Genomic DNA, 16,342 nt, shown 5'->3' on the forward strand with positions numbered 1-16,342 from the left:
TCGCCACGGCCCGGAGGTCGCGCCCCGTGGGAGCGGTATCCCGCGGCGGATAACCCCGAAGGAGACGTCGCACGCACGTCTCGTCGTTCCCGCCATACCGACGCCGCTCCTGACCAGAGTTCCGCGCCCCTGACGGTGCAGGATCTCGTCCAGCGAGTCGACAACGAACGCACCGGCCGCCGCGGTCGCCGCGCGGAACCCACGCCACCGGACCCGACCGCCCCGCCGAGCCGAGGCCGCCGCGCGGAACCCGAACCACCGGACCCGACCGCCGCGCCCATCCGAGGCCGCCGCCCCGAGCCCGGCCCACCGGACCCCGCCGCCGCGCCCATCCGAGGCCGCCGCCCCGAGCCCACGCCACCGGTAGCGGGCTCTCCGACGAACCGAGGCCGCCGCCCTGAGCCGGTACCCCCGCAGGCAGGCCCACCATCCGCACGAATCAATCGCGCCGAGCCACGTCAAGAAGCTCCGCGCCGACCCGCCGACCCGGCCGCCGCCAACGGCCGTGGCGCGGCAGCCGGTCCCCGGCGCGCACCGGACTCGCCACCGCCACGGCAGACCGGTAGCTCACCGGTGGTCCAGGACATCACGGGCGCGACACCGGCCGCCCGTCCCGCGAGCCGCCGCCCTGCCGAGCGCTCGGCATCCGCCGCACCACCCGTCGCTCCCCCGGAACCGGAACAGGCCGAAGAGGTCACCGACGTCCTACCTCCGCTCGACGAGCCCACGCGCGCCAAGCGCAAGGGCGTGAGTTGGCCGACCAAGGACGGCAAGGACGCCAAGCCGAAGCCCGTCGGCACCGCCCAGACCCGTCTGCAGGCCTCCAAGGAGCGCCGCAACAAGCGTCTGCGCACCGCGGGAAGGGCGGGGGGAGCGGTGTGCGCTGTGCTCGCTCTGCTGGTCACCGGCGGCGGCTGGAGTTACCTACGGTCGACGACCGACAGCTTCACTCAAGTCTCCGCGCTGGACGACAATTCGGAAGACGTGATCGACTCCAACGCCCAGCTCGGCGATGAGAACTACCTGCTCGTCGGCACCGATACCCGTGCAGGAGCCAACGGCCAGCTCGGCGCGGGCACTTTGGACGATGCCGAAGGCTCGCGCGCCGACACGACCATGCTCGTGCACATCCCGAAGGCCCGGAACCGGGTTGTGGTCGTGTCCTTCCCCCGCGACCTGGACGTCACCAGACCTCAGTGCAACGGGTGGGACACCAGTGACGGCAACAACCCCGTGTACACTAAAGAGACCTTTCCGCCCTTCATGGGCGACAAGCTGAATGCCGTCTACGCCCTCGGCGGGCCGAAATGTCTCGTTTCGACGATTCAGCGACTGACCGGTAGCTCGATCAACCACTTCATCGCCATCGACTTCGCCGGGTTCGAGGCGATGGTCAACCAGGTCGAGGGTGTCGAGGTGTGCGCCAGCAAGCCGATCGTCGACGAGGTCCTCGGCACCGTTCTCGCGCAGCCGGGTAAACAGCGCATCGACGGCGCGACCGCGCTCAACTACGTGCGTGCCAGGCACGTCTACGGCGAAGAACGCAGCGACTACGATCGCATCAACCGGCAGCAGCGTTTTCTGGCCTCGCTGCTGCGCGGCGCCTTGTCGAGCCGGGTCCTTTTCGACTTGGGCAAGCTGAATGGCTTTATCGATGCCTTCCGCAAACACACCCTGGTCGACAAAGTCGAATCCTCCGACCTGCTGATGCTGGGACGTTCGCTGCAGAAGGTCGACGCGGGCGCGGTTACCTTCATCACCGTTCCGACCGCGGGCACCACCTCGTACGGCAACGAGATTCCCCGCGAATCCGACATCAAGGCGATCTTCAAGGCAATCCGCGATGACCAGCCTCTTCCGGGCGAAAAGCCGACCGTTCAGGCGAATGTACCCGCACCGACACAGGCCTCGCCGACACCGACCAAGCACAAGGCGGTAGATCCTTCGACTGTCTCGCTGCTGGTGTCCAACGGCTCCGGAGTCGAAGGGCTGGCGCGCACGGCGGCCACCAAACTCGGCAACCAGGGCTTCACGATCTACAACACCGGAAACTACGCCAACGGCACCTCCACGACAACGAAGGTCCGCTACGCCCCGGGTCTGGAAGCGGAGGCTGCCACAGTGGCTACTTCGATTCCCGGCGCGACCATCGAGGCCGCCGACGATCTCGGCGGCATCGTCGAGGTCGTCATCGGAGGCGACTCGAAGACCGGCGTCACAGTGAAGGCGCCGACGCCGGTCGGTGACGAGATCACCAACGTCACGACGAGCACCTCGACGAGTTCGACGCCCGCCGTCCTGCCCTCCGACCTGGAACACGTCAACGCGGCCGACGAGGTCTGCAAGTAGGCGACGGGGTGCACCAACGCCCTCCCCCCGGCAGCCCAAATTCGTGTCGAGTCACTTTCTACCGCAACAATATTCGCTTGAGCCGCCCGTTCGATGGCTGCTAGCGTCGAGGACGTCGATCATCAACACGGAGGGGATTTCAGTGGTGATACGCAAACTAATCTTCGGAGCAACTGCAGCAGCGGTCGCCATGGCGCTGTTCGCAGGTCCTGCCCAAGCAAGTCCTCCGAGGTGGCACGTGTATGGCGATCCGCAGACATGCGAGCGGGAAAGATCAGCCGATCAAGCCCGTGGTATCCCTGTGAGCGGCGCATGTGAGTTCCGAGCAGGTGGCCTGCTCGACGGCTCCGATGGTTGGCTTTACTGGGTGTACGACCGAGCGAACAATCAAGCCTGATTCGTCGCCGAATACTATGCGACCGTGCACTCACACGATCGCATAGTTTCCTTCGGACGACCATGGCTATCTGCCCTACAACTGAAGTAACACGCCACTGGCATCTACAGGTAGCACCGCACCCCCGAGGGGCCACCGCGCTCAGTGTGATTCAGGTCACCGGTTCCCTCGATATCGCCGCCACCGCATGCGGCTCCAGTGACTCATCCCGGCCCGATCCCGACCGACGGCAACCCCCGCGCTAATGATGCACACCGGTCATTCACTCCCTGTTCGTGACTTGGTCAGCGCGGCGAACTAGTGTCAGTTCCCATGCGTGTCATCTACAACGAGCAAATGGCTGAGCTCGCCCACCTGCTGGGTGAGATGGCCGGGTTGGCCGGCTCGGCCATGGAGCGGGCTACCCAGTCGCTGCTCCAGGCGGACCTCGCCCTGGCGGAGCAGGTGATCAGCGAGTCCGACCGGATCGCCGAGCTGATCCAGGACGCCGAGGAGAAGGCCTTCGCTCTGCTCGCGCTGCAAGCTCCGGTCGCCGGTGATTTGCGGCAAGTGGTGAGCACGATCCAGATTGTCGCCGATGTGAATCGGATGGGCGCGCTGGCGCTGCACGTGGCGAAGGTCGCGCGCAGGCGTCATCCGAACCACGCGCTACCGGAGTCCGTCAACGGCTACTTCGCAGAGATGGGCCGCATCGCCGTGAACATGGGAGCCAGTGCGCGTGAGGTGCTGGAGACCCGTGACCCGGAGCGCGCCGCGCAGCTGAACGAAGACGACGAGGCGATGGACGATCTGCACCGTCACCTGTTCACACTGCTCATGGACCGCGACTGGAAGTACGGCGTCGCGGCTGCCGTCGATGTCACGCTGCTCGGTCGCTACTACGAGCGCTTCGCCGACCACGCGGTGGAAATCGGCCGCCGTGTCATCTTCTTGGTCACCGGAGTGCTCCCGCCGGACCCCGACTCGGAGTCGTAAACGAAAAGCTTGCTGCGCTTGACGTTTCGCAGGCGGCGAATGATAGATTGAGCCGCACAGGGCGAGATTGCTCTGGTATAGCGTTACGCCGGAGGGGAACCGGCATGAAGGGGGGCGTTATGGACGTCGATCCAGCGGAGTTGCGCGCGCTGGCCGCGTCGATGGACAAAATCGGCGGTGAGATCGGCGCTTTGACCGTGCGTGCGACCACCGACGCGCTCGGTGGCGTGCTGCCCGGTTCGACGGTGGGTGAAGCGTGTTCCACAGCGGGTTCGAACGTCGAAGACGCATGGCGGCGAATGGCCATGCGCTGCAAACGAGTTTCAAATATCGCGAAAGGCGGCGCCGCGAATTACGAGGTGTCCGACCAGGAGTTTCGCGCGGGTCTCGACGCGATGGGCGCACAGCTGTGAGGTCTACGAGCAGTACGCCAACCCTCAGCCAGGTGCGGTCGGAATGGCAGCCGTGGAAACTGAGCGAAGCCGGTACCGAAATACGCACGCGCAACGGCGAATTCGTTTCCCTGATCGATCAAACGGTGACGCAGATCCGGGCAGCGGGCGCGCATTGGAGCGGTGACGCCTATTACGCCGCGTACGACCGCATCGCAGGCGACCGCGACACGGCGAACAAGGTGGCGTTGGATACCGAGACGCTCGCCCAGACATTGATCGACAGTGGTACCAGCCTCGTCGGATTCCGCCAAACGTTGCTGGACAAGGTCGATGAGGCCGTCGCGGCCGGATTCACCGTCTCCGAGGACTGGCAGGTCACTCCCGGGCCGGGCGCCTCGGACGAGGACGGTGATGCGCAGTTCACCTACCAGACCGCCATCACCACCGCCATGAACGAACTGCTCGGCACCCAGACGGACGTCGCGGCGAAGATCGAGCAGGCGAGCGGCGACGTCAGCACCCGAGCCGCTCAACTCGGCGACGGCGACCCGCTCGACAGCGACAAGTCCGCCGACGGGACGGACCCGGCTCTCGCGTTGTACAGCAACCAGTCCGACGCCTCGGCCACGGACCAGGCCGCAGGCACACCAGCGGACGACAGCAAGCAGTCCGACCAGACGGCCCCCGCGAGCACACCGCAGGCGAGTCCGATCGCCGCCCAACAGCAGTCCGCCGACCAGACCGGCGCCGAGAACAAACAGGACAGCGGCGAGTCGGGCGATGGTAAGGACAAGAAAGAAACGGGCGACGGCAAAGACAAGCAAGACACCGGCGACGGAAAGAACAAAGACACCGGGGACGGCAAAGACAAAGGCACCGGCAACGGGTCCGAGGACAAGTCCGCCTCCACCGGTGCGGCCAGCGACCCGAACTCGTGGAAGCCGTCGGATGTGACGAGTTTGATCAGCTCGGTCAGCCAGATCACCGGCAATGTGCCCACGCTGATCGAATCCATCGGCAAACTCGACGACGATCTCGACGACATCATCAAAGCAGGCGGGGAGGCTGGAAAGGGTCTGATCGAGGCCGCCGGTACCAGCGCCGAGAAGTTCGCGAACGCCGTCGACACGATCGCCGGAACGCACCAAACGGACGGCACGCACACGGACTCACCGTCCACGGGTGACCCCGCCGGAACCGGGACCCCGAAGCAGGATCCGGCGGCCACCGATCCCACGACCGGACAACCCGCAGCCACCGATCCGAACGCGAAAACGGAAGATCCGAACGCGAAGTCCACCGATTCGAAGACCGACCATCCGGCAGGCACCGAGAACAGCAAGACGGATAAACCGAATTCGTCGCAACACGCGGAAACCAAGCCGGACCAACCGGCGTCCGTCCGGCAGGCGAGCTACACCAATGCCGACTCCGGCAGTCCGAGCGTTGCTCCCGCGTCCGCGTCCGGTTCCCCGTCCACCGCACCCGCGAGCACCGGACTGCTCGGAGGAATGTCAGCGGCGAATCGTGAATCGGATTCGGAGCACACGCGCCGAGTGCAATCCACGCCGACGCCGCTGTTCGAGACCCCGCCTCTCGACGAATAGCCGAGGCCCGAATATCCGAAGGCCCTGGGGGTGGTCACCGCCCAGGGCCTTCGTTTTGCGTATGCGGCGGGTCCGCGGATGCGGAACCCGCCTCGAGATCAGCCGAAGCGACCGGAGATGTAGTCCTCCGTGGCCTTCTGGGACGGGTTGGAGAAGATCTTCTCGGTGTCGTCGATCTCGATCAGCTTGCCCGGCTTGCCCTGGGCCTCCAGGTTGAAGAAACCGGTCTGGTCACTCACGCGCGCGGCCTGCTGCATGTTGTGGGTGACGATGACGATGGTGAATTCCTTCTTCAACTCGGTGATCAAATCCTCGATCGCCAGGGTCGAGATCGGGTCGAGCGCCGAACAGGGCTCGTCCATCAGCAGCACGTCGGGCGAAACCGCGATGGCGCGCGCGATGCACAGACGCTGCTGCTGACCGCCGGAGAGGCCGCCGCCCGGCTTGTCCAGGCGGTCCTTCACCTCGTTCCACAGGTTGGCGCCGCGCAGCGAGCGCTCGGCGACCTCGTCGAGTTCCTTCTTGTTGCGCACGCCCTGCAGCTTCAGACCCGCGACCACGTTGTCCTTGATGGACATCGTGGGGAACGGGTTGGGCCGCTGGAAGACCATGCCGATCGTGCGGCGCACACCCACCGGGTCGACCTGCGTGCCGTAGATGTCCTCGCCGTCCAGCAACACCGCGCCCTCGACCCTGGCATTCGGGGTTACCTCGTGCATGCGGTTGAGCGAACGCAGCACGGTGGACTTGCCACAGCCGGAGGGACCGATGAAGGCGGTCACGCTGCGCGGCAGCACGGTCAGCGAGACATCCGACACGGCGTGGAACTTGCCGTAGTAGATGTTCAGATCTTTGACGTCGATCCGCTTGGCCATTTTCGGTAATCCGTTCCGCTTCTATCGGTTCCGGGTGAGCAGGCGGTTGAGGACCGCAGCCGCCAGGTACAGGAGGGCGATGATGATGATCAGGGTCAGAGCCGCGCCCCAGACCCGCTCGCGTCCGGCAGCTTCGGGGTTGGCCAGCTCCTGGTAGATCAACAGCGGCAGCGACGCCATGTTGCCGTCGAAGATATTCATGTTGATCGACTTGCTGTAGCCGACCAGCACCAGCACCGGAGCGGTCTCGCCCATCACCCTGGCGATGGCCAGCAGGATGCCGCTGATCATGCCGGGCAGCGCGGTGGGCACCACGATCCGCACGATGGTCTTCCACTTCGGGATGCCCAGCGCGTAGGACGCTTCACGCAGTTCGTCCGGCACCAGTTTCAGCATTTCCTCGGTACTGCGGACGACCACGGGCAACATCAGCAGCACCAAGGCCAGCGACACCGCCAGCGAACTCTGCGGGAATCCGAGCGTCGCGATCCACAGCGCGAAGATGAACAGCGCCGCGACGATCGACGGTACACCGGCCAGGATGTCGACCATGAAGGTGGTGACCTTGGCCAGCAAGCCGCGGCCGTACTCGACCAGATACACCGCGGCCATGATGCCGAGCGGCACGGCGATCACCGTCGCGACCAGCGACTGCACGATCGTGCCGTAGATGGCGTGATAGACGCCGCCCGCGACCTGATTGGGCAGCACGCCCTTCAGCGAGTTCTGCCACCAGTCCACCCGGACCACCGCGGCCAAGCCCTTGCTGATCACCATGATCAGTACCCAGGCCAGCGGTACCAGCGCGACCGCGAACGCCAGCCACACCAAGCCGGTCGCGACGTTGTTGCGTACCTTGCGCGCCAGGCTCACATCGCGGAAGGTGGGCGGCTTGATCGGCCGGTCCAGAGTCGAGGAGGTCATCACCCGTTCACCCTTCCGCCCGCGGCCAGTCGAGCGAGCGCGTTCACGACGAAGGTCAGCGCGAACAGCACGAAGCCTGCCGCGATGTACGCACCGGTCGGCAGAGGGGCACTGAACTCCGCGGCGGCCGAGGCGATTTTGGAGGCGAAGGTGTAGCCGCCGTCGAACACCGACCAGTGTCCTGGCTGCGCGGCCGTCTTCAGCACGATCAACACGGCGATGGTCTCACCGAGCGCGCGGCCGAGGCCGAGCATCGCGCCGGCGATCATGCCGCTGCGCCCGTAGGGCAGCACCGTCATCCGCACGACTTCCCACTTCGTCGCGCCGAGCGCCTGCGCCGCCTCGATGTGCGCACGGGGGGTGAGGTTGAACACCTCACGGCTGACCGACGTGATGATCGGCAGGATCATCACCGCGAGCACGACGCCCGCGGTGAAGATCGTGCCGCCGCTGGCCAGCGGGATGTTGCCGTCATCGAAGAGGAACAGCCATCCCAGGTTGTCGTTCAAGAAGTTCTGGATCGGCTCCAGTTGCGGAGCGAGAACCAGGATTCCCCACAGACCGAACACGATCGAGGGCACCGCCGCGAGCAGATCGACGAGCACCGAGAACGGCCGTGCCAGCGTCTTCGGCGCGTAGTGCGTCAGAAACAGCGCGATGCCGATGCCGATCGGAACGGCGATCACCAAGGCGAAGACCGAACTGAGCACCGTCACCATGAACAGATCCCGGATGCCGAACCGTAAGTGGTTGGCGTCCGAGGTGTTGAACTCTGTGCTGGTGAAGAAGTTCGCCTCGTTCGCCAGCACCGACGGCACCGCCCGGATGAGCAGGAACAGCGCGATCAACGCGATGGACGCGACGATGATCGCACCGGCCGTCGTCGCCAGCGAGCGGAAGATGATCTCCGCCCGCGGGCTGTGCTGGCGACGGCTCTTCGCGGTCGGTTCGGTGCTCGGCTTGCTCGGCATGAGCGCAGTATCTCCGCCTGCTCGCTGGTCGGTCGAATCAGACGGACCAGCGGCGGCAACCTCGTCGTGCACGGTCATGTGGGACTGCTATCAGGAGATGGCGTTGATGGCGGTGGTCAGCTTGGTCTTGAACTGTTCCGGGATCGGGATGTACCCGGCCTCGTCCAAGCCCTGCTGGCCGTTGGTGACCGCCGAGGTGAGGAAGGCCTTGACCGCCTTCGACGTGTCGGCGTCGGAGTACTTCGAGCACACGATCTCGTAGGTCGGCATCACGATCGGGTACGCGCCCGCCACCGACGGCTTGTAGAACGAGGAGGTGTCGATGACCAGGTCGTTGCCCTGGCCGGAGACCTTCGCGGACTCGATCGCCTTGCCCGCCGAGGCGACGCTCAGCGTCACCGGGTCCTTGCTCGCCGAGGTGATGATCCGCGCGATCGACAGGTTCTGCGCCTTCGCGAACGACCACTCGTTGTAGGTGATCGAGTTCTTGGTGCTCTTCACCGCGGCCGAGGTGCCCTCGTTGCCCTTCGAGCCCGCGCCGACGCCGCCGTTGAAGGCCTTGCCCGCGCCCTTGCCCCAGGCGCCGTCGGAGGCGGAGTCCAGGTAGAGCTGGAAGTTGTCGGTGGTGCCCGACTCGTCGCTGCGGAAGATCACGGCGATCGGCTCGGACGGCAGCTTGGCGTTCGGGTTCAGCGCCTTGATCTCGGGCGCGTCCCAGGTGGTGACGGTGCCGTTGAAGATCTTGGCGGCGGTCGGGCCGTCCAGCGCGAGATCGGTCACGCCGTCGATGTTGTAGGTGATCGCGACCGGGCCGAACACGGTCGGCAGGTTCCACGCGGGCGAGGCGCAGCGGTCGGCGGCCTTCTTCGGCTCGTCCTTCTTCGCGCTCAGCGGGGAGTCGGAGCCACCGAAATCGGTCTGGCCACCGAGGAACTCGCTCACACCGGCGCCCGAGCCGCTCGAGGTGTAGTTGAGCGTGGCGCCGTCGCAGTTCTTCTCGTACGCGGCGATGAAGCGCTCCATCGCGTTCTTCTGCGCCGAAGAGCCGCTGGCCTTGAGGGCCTTCTTGCCGCCGCAGGCGACGTCGACCTTGGCCACGTTGCCCGAATCGGCCGAGGTGTTGTCGTCGCTGCCACAGGCGGCCAGCGCCATGGCGCCGACGGCCAGCACACCAACGAGGGCGCTGCTGCGCTTGAGATTCACTATTCCTCCGGAATGGCGTCCTACTCGTCCGGTCCCTCACCGGCCCGGACGGGTGTTGTGGTGCTGTTCGCGGGGAACTCGCGCACCAGGCAGCAGTGTGCTGCCCTCACTCAACCTAAGGTCATGTGGTTGACAGTTGGACCGACCTGAGTGAACGGAGAGTGAACAGCCCGGCGCGATTGCGCCTGGTAGATGTGACGTTTGCCGCAGTTTTACTGGCGCGCATCCATTCTGCCGCCTGTTATTCAACCTCCGCCGCCGCGTAGGCGACGTCGACATGTGCCGGAGCGAATCCGAGACGGGTATAAGTGCGCACCGCGGCGACATTGTCGGCCTCGGTGTAGAGCAGAACTTCGGCCAGCCCGCGCTCCCGCAGGTGATGCAGACCGGTCAAGGTGAGCAGCCGGCCGAGTCCGCGCCCTTGCGCCGCCGGATCGATGCCGACCACGTAGACCTCGCCGAGCGGCGGTTGCTCCGCGTGATGCACCTTGGTCCAGTGGAATCCCAGCAGACGATCAGGGGCCGCGGTGTCGAATGCCAGGAACAGGCCCGCCGGGTCGAACCACGACTCGTCACGGCGGATCTCGATGTCACGCCGGGTCCACGCGCCCTGTTCCGGGTGCCAGGCGAAGGCGGCGCCGTTCACTCGCAGCAATTCCGCGTCGTCGGCGGGACCGGCGTAGGTGCGCAGCACGATGCCGTCCGGCACGGCCAATTCCGGTAGCTCAGGAGTTGCTAGAGACCGGCGCATCTGCCACAACTCACGCACGGTCCGCAGCCCGAGCCGCGCTGCGACGGCTTTGGCCGCCGGCCGGTCGCCGTGCGCCCAGACCCGCGCGCCCGGACCGCCCGCGGCCAGCGCTGCCGCGACCAGATCGGTACCGACGCCGTGACCGCGCCGAGCCGGGGCGACCGCGACCTCGGCCATAGCAGGGTGTTCGCCGTGGGCCGGAACGAGATTCGCGTAGCCGACGACGGCGCCTTCGCGCCGCGCGAGCAGATGGCGCGCTCCGGTATCCGCGCCCGAAGTCAGCGACAACACGGCCTGTTCCGAGACCGGGGCGACACCGTCGGCCTCGGTGGCGCGCGCGAGCAGATCGGTGACCGCCCGCGCGTCGCCCGCGTCGGGGCGGTCGGTCCACTGTGTCGTCGCGCCGCTCATCGGCCTCCGTTCATCGAGCCTGCGGACCCCGCATGGAGTCCACTCCTGGCAACGTCGTAGCGGCAGGAGGCATTTCAGCCCCGCCGAAGCGATGCGGGCACGGTCCGCCGACGATTACTGCACGGAGCCGTTGACCGGCGTGAGCGGTGAATCGTCGGTGCCCTCGTTGTCGTCGTCCGGAAAGCTCACCGGCTCCCCCTTGACCGCCGCGCGCGAGGGGCGCACGGCCTTGTAGCCGACATTGCGCACCGTGCCGATCAGCGACTCGTATTCGGTGCCGAGCTTGGCGCGCAACCGCCGCACGTGTACGTCCACGGTGCGCGTGCCGCCGAAGAAGTCGTAGCCCCAGACCTCTTGCAGCAGCTGCGCGCGGGTGAACACCCGGCCCGCGTGCTGCGCCAGATACTTCAGCAGCTCGAACTCCTTGTAGGTGAGATCGAGCGGGCGGCCACGCAGACGCGCCGTATAAGTGCCCTCGTCGATCACCAGCTCACCGAGGGTGATCTTGCCGGTGTTCTCCGGGCTGGCCACGCCGCCGTTGCGGCCGACCAGCAGCCGCAGCCTGGCGTCGAGTTCGGCGGGGCCGGTGCCGGGCAGCAGGATGTCGTCGAGTCCCCAGTCCGCGTTCACGGCGACCAGGCCGCCCTCGGTGAGCACCGCGACGACCGGCACCGATGACCCGGTGCTGCCGAGCAAGCGGCACAGACCGCGGGCGGCGGCCAGGTCCGTCCTGGCGTCCACCAGCGCGACATCCGCCGTGCCTGCCTCGAGCAGCGAGGCCACCTCAGTGGGCGCAGGGCGCACGTTGTGCGCGAGCAACGCGAGCGAGGGCAACACCGACTCGGGGTTGGGGTCGGAGGTAAGCAGGAGCAGCTCCACGGGCCCTCCTCCCATCTCGTAGCCACGTGGATGCGGCAGCACCGCCGCGGCCACGTCGCTAATCACAGGTAATCGGATGCAAGATTAGCGCGTAACAAGGCATGACCACGCATTCCGGGGTCGGCGAGCGCACCGGAGGACACTCGGGAGCCCCGCCCGGGCCAACCGATATGGTGCGTACATGGGTTACGTATCGGGCATGCCCGCCGTCGGCGAGGCCCCCGAGGCGGTAGCCGAACGCGCGCCGCGCGGCTCCCGGCCGCCGCGGCCCGAGACCCGGAGAGACGGGGGAGCATGCGCAAGCTGATCATCGGCCTGCTGTGTCTGGCTGGGTTCGCCGTCGTCGTCGACTTCAGTACCGCGGCCTATTCGGAGTATCGCGTGTCCCGAGCGCTGCGCGACGGCGCCGATCTCACCGCCGATCCCGAAGTGACGATCCACGGTTTCCCCTTCCTCGGCCAGGCCTGGGACAGCCGCTACGACCACGTGGAGATCCGGGCCCGCGCGAAGCGACTGGACATCCCGGGAGAGATCGCGCTCGAGGCGACGCTGACCGGGGTGCGGCTGCCGGTCGGCGAACTCGTCGACGGCAGCCTGCGCGGCGTCCCGGTGGAGCGCGTGGACAGCCGGTTGCGGGTGGAGCCGACCGAACTCGGCAGGCTGTTCGCCATTCCCGATCTGCAGGTGCACTCGCGGCCTGCCGACAAGTCCGACGGGACCGGCGGATCGGGCGGTTCCGGCATGACCACCACGGGCGCACTGGTGCTCACCGGAACCATGCCGGAGACGCCGGGCGCGCAGTACGGCGGTGAAAAAGTCAGCGTGCAGGCCGATCTGCTGCTCGACGGCGATCAGGTGAAGATCGTGGCGACCGGGTTCTACCGGGGCCCGCCCGGCACCGAGACCATGCCTGTGGCGGTGATCACCGAGGCCGATCGCCCGGCGGTCCTCGCCCGCTTCACCCGTACCATCGACACCAAGGAGTTGCCGTTCGGTGTCCGGCCTACCAAGGTCTCCGCTCAAGGCGGTCAGATCGTCGTGGAGGGCAAGGGCGTGAACGTCACGATCGACCTCGACCGATTGCAGCGACCATGATCCAAGTCACCATCCTCGCAGTAGTACTGCTCGCCGCGCTGGCGGTGGGCGTCCTGCTGCGCCGGCGCGACGGCAAGATTCGCGCGGCCGACGGCATCGACCTGTCCCACACCGCCCGCGCGGAACTGCTGGCGTCCGTCGGCGTGACCGGCGCCGGTCCCGCGGTACTGCATTTCTCCGCCGAGTGGTGCGGACCGTGCTCCGCTGTTCGCCGGGTGGTTGCCAACGTCACAGGCCAGCTCGCGGGCTCACCGCAGCCGCCGCAGGACATCGAGGTGGACATCGACGCCGAGCCTGCGCTCGCCCGGGAGCTGAACGTGCTCTCGCTGCCCACCACGTTCGTCTTCGACATCGCGGGCAGGGAACGGTTCCGCATCTCCGGGGTGCCCAAGGCCACGGATCTGCACTCCGCGCTCGAGCCGCTGACCGCGGCGGCCTGAGCTGCGACGACAAGCCCCCTGGACGGAAGTGATCCACCCCGGGTCCATATTCTCCCGCCGAATTGGGTAAACTGCTGACGTGCTTACCAACCACGAGCTGATGCTCACCCGACGCCGCACAGTGGATCTGTGTCGGCTCGGTGGTTGTTGCTGCCTGTGCCGCTGAGCGGTCGGCTTTTCCGGATTTCCTGACGCCGACCCCTGTCCGCCGCGCGAGCGATCTCACGATCCCCCGGCGAATTGGCAAATTTTCAGTCATCGGACTTATTCAGCGCAGGAGTACGCACAATGTCCACCGAGATCCGTAATACTTCCGAAGCGATCCCCGTTTCTTCCGACCGGGTCGACGTGCGCGGACCACGATTCGCCGCATGGGTGACCACCGGCGTCCTCGTCGTGGTGCTGCTCGCCGCCGCGTTCTCGCCGGTCGCCGCGGGGGTGTTGATCGCCCTGCAAGCAGTCGTCTTCGCGGTCGGCGCCGCCCTCGGCCCGCGCCGCCACCCCTACGGCCGGATCTACGCGGCCGTCGTCGCGCCGCGTCTCGCGCCGACCACCGAGACCGAGCCGACGGCCCCGCTGCGGTTCGCGCAGTTGCTCGGTTTCGTGTTCGCGGCCGTCAGCCTGCTGGGCTTCGCGCTCGGCTCCACGATCGTCGGCGCGGTGTTCGCCGGCTTCGCCTTGTTCGCGGCGTTCCTGAACGCGGCGTTCGGGCTCTGCCTGGGTTGCCGGATCTATCCGCTGGTAGCCCGCCTCCGCCGGACCCCGTCACCGGCATCGAACTGACCCTGCACGTCATCTCTGAAAGGAAAACAATGGCTCGCTCCGATGTCCTGGTCTCCGTTGACTGGGCCGAAGAGAACCTCAACGCCCCCGGCGTCGTGTTCGTCGAGGTCGACGAGGACACCTCCGCCTACGACGGTGGTCACATCGAGGGTGCCGTCCGGCTCGACTGGAAGAAGGACCTGCAGGATCAGGTTCGTCGCGACTTCGTGAACCAGGAGCAGTTCTCCGACCTGCTCTCGGCGCGCGGCATCTCGAACGACGACGAGGTCATCCTGTACGGCGGCAACAACAACTGGTTCGCCGCGTACGCCTACTGGTACTTCAAGCTGTACGGCCACAACAACGTCAAGCTGCTCGACGGCGGTCGCAAGAAGTGGGAACTCGACGGCCGTCCGCTGTCGACCGAGCCGGTGAACCGGCCCGCCACCCAGTACAAGGCGTCGGCGCCCGACCTGAACATCCGCGCCTTCCGTGACGAGGTCATCGCGGCCATCGGCACCAAGAACCTGGTCGACGTGCGTTCGCCCGACGAGTTCAGCGGCAAGATCCTGGCGCCCGCCCACCTCCCGCAGGAGCAGAGCCAGCGTCCCGGCCACATCCCCGGCGCCATCAACGTGCCGTGGAGCAAGGCCGCGAACGAGGACGGCACCTTCAAGTCCGACGCCGAGCTGACCGAGATCTACCAGGAAGCCGGCCTGGACGGCGAGAAGGAGACCATCGCGTACTGCCGGATCGGCGAGCGTTCCTCGCACACCTGGTTCGTGCTGCAGGAACTGCTGGGCCACCAGAACGTCAAGAACTACGACGGCAGCTGGACCGAGTACGGCTCGCTCGTCGGCGCTCCGATCGAGTTGGGAGAGTAATCCATATGTGTGCAGCACCTACCCAGGGCCAGGCAATCCCGGCCGGTGTCGACGTGGAGAAGGAGACGGTCATCACCGGCCGTGTCCTGAGCACCGACGGCCAGCCGGTGGGCGGGGCGTTCGTGCGCCTGCTCGACGGCAACGGTGATTTCACCGCCGAGGTCGTCGCGTCGGGCACCGGTGACTTCCGGTTCTTCGCGGCTCCCGGCTCGTGGACCGTCCGCGCGCTGTCCTCGGCGGGCAACGGCTCCGCCGAGGTGCGCCCCGAAGGCGCGGGCATCCACGCGGTGGACGTCGCGGTCGCCAAGTAAGACCTCGCAGTCGTCGAACGGCCCCGGTCGCTTTCCGCTCCGCGGAAGCACCGGGGCCGTTTGCGCGCCGCGAAAGCGAGGTCGTTAGACTCGAAACGTGGTCCTCTTCTTCGAGATTCTGCTGGTGGCCGTGGCCGTCCTGATCGGCTGGTTCGGCCTCTACGTCTTCTACCGGCTGTTCACCGAATCATGAGCGAACTCGCGAGCGAAGGTTCCAATCCGGCCGAGCGAGCGAGTGAACAACTGAACGGCAACGCTCCGGCTGATTCCGCCGGTCGCCGCAGCGGCGACCAGGCCGTAGCCGAGGCTGCCGAACGGGCGAAATCGACCGGTGCCCGCAACATCCCGGTCCTACCGGATCTTCCGCTGCCCGAGGACACGGCCAACTTGCGCCTCGGCCCGGACCTCAGCGCCTCGATGCTCGCGCTGCTCCCGCTGGTGGGCGTGTGGCGCGGCGAGGGGGAGGGCAACGATCCCGAGCGCGGGGACTACCACTTTGGCCAGCAGATCGTCGTCTCACACGACGGCGGCGACTATCTCGCCTGGGAATCCCGGTCCTGGGTCATCGAGGCCGACGGCGCCTACGGCGGCCCCGACTTGCGCGAGAGCGGCTTCTGGCGAGTCGGCATCGACGGCAACGACGAGGTCATCGAACTGCTGCTGTCACACAGCGGCGGCATCGTGGAGCTGTTCTACGGGCAAGCGCTGTCCCAGTCGTCCTGGGAACTGGCCACCGACGTGGTGATCCGCAGCCAGTCCGGCATCGTCGTGGGCGGCGCCAAGCGCCTCTACGGCATCGTCGAGGGCGGCGACCTGGCCTACGTCGAAGAACGCGTGGTAGCCGACGGCCCCCTCCAACCCCGCCTCTCGGCCCGCCTCCAGCGCTACATCGGCTGAGAATTTCTCCTCGCCCAGCACGGCACCCCGCCGCGCTCGGCGCTGCCCAACGCAATCGCAGGCTAGCCGCAGCGGAACGCAGTACGTGGTCTGCTGCAACCCCTGACCGACTCCACCCCAACGCAACACCTGATCTCGCGAGCACATGGGTAACTCACCGGGAACGCCCAAAACCCACCCACATCCCCAACGCAGGCCCTGTGACCAACCCACACC

At 66.8% G+C, this 16,342-nt stretch carries 16 protein-coding genes; 10 read left to right on the top strand and 6 right to left on the bottom strand.

Annotated features, from left to right (window positions below; genetic code table 11):
• Positions 1–573 precede the first annotated feature (573 nt).
• The 4 genes from ACIHAX_RS00750 (at position 574) to ACIHAX_RS00765 (ending at position 5,723) form a co-directional block, all read left to right on the top strand.
• Complete coding sequence (locus ACIHAX_RS00750; protein WP_397275090.1) at positions 574–2,349, top strand: LCP family protein; 1,776 nt, start codon at positions 574–576, stop codon at positions 2,347–2,349.
• A 709-nt stretch (positions 2,350–3,058) separates the two neighbouring features.
• On the top strand, positions 3,059–3,721 hold the full coding sequence (gene phoU / locus ACIHAX_RS00755) for a phosphate signaling complex protein PhoU (RefSeq protein WP_355076998.1): 663 nt from the start codon (positions 3,059–3,061) through the stop codon (positions 3,719–3,721).
• A gap of 119 nt (positions 3,722–3,840) precedes the next feature.
• Complete coding sequence (locus tag ACIHAX_RS00760; RefSeq protein WP_355076997.1) at positions 3,841–4,134, top strand: hypothetical protein; 294 nt, start codon at positions 3,841–3,843, stop codon at positions 4,132–4,134.
• A gap of 32 nt (positions 4,135–4,166) precedes the next feature.
• Complete coding sequence (locus ACIHAX_RS00765) at positions 4,167–5,723, top strand: hypothetical protein (protein WP_397275093.1); 1,557 nt, start codon at positions 4,167–4,169, stop codon at positions 5,721–5,723.
• 98 nt (positions 5,724–5,821) lie between these two features.
• On the opposite strand, the gene pstB is transcribed toward ACIHAX_RS00765, so the two are convergent.
• The 6 genes from pstB to ACIHAX_RS00795 all read right to left on the bottom strand — a co-directional run bounded on the left by pstB (position 5,822) and on the right by ACIHAX_RS00795 (position 11,737).
• Positions 5,822–6,598 (bottom strand): phosphate ABC transporter ATP-binding protein PstB, encoded by a 777-nt coding sequence (pstB, locus tag ACIHAX_RS00770; protein ID WP_039795034.1) that lies wholly within the window; start codon positions 6,596–6,598, stop codon positions 5,822–5,824.
• Between the two features lie 21 nt (positions 6,599–6,619).
• Complete coding sequence (gene pstA, locus ACIHAX_RS00775; protein WP_356963675.1) at positions 6,620–7,522, bottom strand: phosphate ABC transporter permease PstA; 903 nt, start codon at positions 7,520–7,522, stop codon at positions 6,620–6,622.
• On the bottom strand, positions 7,522–8,493 hold the full coding sequence (gene pstC / locus ACIHAX_RS00780) for a phosphate ABC transporter permease subunit PstC (protein WP_355076991.1): 972 nt from the start codon (positions 8,491–8,493) through the stop codon (positions 7,522–7,524). Before pstC ends, pstA begins: the two co-directional genes overlap by 1 nt.
• 90 nt (positions 8,494–8,583) lie before the next feature.
• Positions 8,584–9,696: a phosphate ABC transporter substrate-binding protein PstS gene (gene pstS / locus ACIHAX_RS00785; protein WP_355076989.1), complete on the bottom strand. Its 1,113-nt coding sequence runs from the start codon at positions 9,694–9,696 to the stop codon at positions 8,584–8,586.
• A gap of 241 nt (positions 9,697–9,937) precedes the next feature.
• Positions 9,938–10,858, bottom strand: a complete 921-nt coding sequence (mshD, locus tag ACIHAX_RS00790) for a mycothiol synthase (protein ID WP_397275096.1) — start codon at positions 10,856–10,858, stop codon at positions 9,938–9,940.
• Between the two features lie 114 nt (positions 10,859–10,972).
• On the bottom strand, positions 10,973–11,737 hold the full coding sequence (locus ACIHAX_RS00795) for a response regulator transcription factor (RefSeq protein WP_355076986.1): 765 nt from the start codon (positions 11,735–11,737) through the stop codon (positions 10,973–10,975).
• A 294-nt stretch (positions 11,738–12,031) separates the two neighbouring features.
• On the opposite strand from ACIHAX_RS00795, the gene ACIHAX_RS00800 reads away from it, so the two are divergent.
• The 6 genes from ACIHAX_RS00800 (at position 12,032) to ACIHAX_RS00825 (ending at position 16,126) form a co-directional block, all read left to right on the top strand.
• Positions 12,032–12,832: an LmeA family phospholipid-binding protein gene (locus tag ACIHAX_RS00800; RefSeq protein ID WP_355076984.1), complete on the top strand. Its 801-nt coding sequence runs from the start codon at positions 12,032–12,034 to the stop codon at positions 12,830–12,832.
• Complete coding sequence (locus tag ACIHAX_RS00805; RefSeq protein WP_379250435.1) at positions 12,829–13,272, top strand: thioredoxin family protein; 444 nt, start codon at positions 12,829–12,831, stop codon at positions 13,270–13,272. Before ACIHAX_RS00800 ends, ACIHAX_RS00805 begins: the two co-directional genes overlap by 4 nt.
• 288 nt (positions 13,273–13,560) lie before the next feature.
• Positions 13,561–14,055, top strand: coding sequence for a DUF4395 domain-containing protein (locus ACIHAX_RS00810; protein ID WP_364425042.1), 495 nt, complete (start codon positions 13,561–13,563; stop codon positions 14,053–14,055).
• A gap of 29 nt (positions 14,056–14,084) precedes the next feature.
• Positions 14,085–14,918, top strand: coding sequence for a sulfurtransferase (locus ACIHAX_RS00815; RefSeq protein WP_355076979.1), 834 nt, complete (start codon positions 14,085–14,087; stop codon positions 14,916–14,918).
• A gap of 5 nt (positions 14,919–14,923) precedes the next feature.
• On the top strand, positions 14,924–15,229 hold the full coding sequence (locus ACIHAX_RS00820; RefSeq protein WP_063023277.1) for a DUF1416 domain-containing protein: 306 nt from the start codon (positions 14,924–14,926) through the stop codon (positions 15,227–15,229).
• A 189-nt stretch (positions 15,230–15,418) separates the two neighbouring features.
• Positions 15,419–16,126: an FABP family protein gene (locus ACIHAX_RS00825; RefSeq protein ID WP_355076977.1), complete on the top strand. Its 708-nt coding sequence runs from the start codon at positions 15,419–15,421 to the stop codon at positions 16,124–16,126.
• Positions 16,127–16,342: the final 216 nt, after the last annotated feature.

Source organism: Nocardia sp. NPDC051929 (genome assembly GCF_044548645.1).
In the GTDB taxonomy this organism is placed as follows: domain Bacteria; phylum Actinomycetota; class Actinomycetes; order Mycobacteriales; family Mycobacteriaceae; genus Nocardia; species Nocardia sichangensis.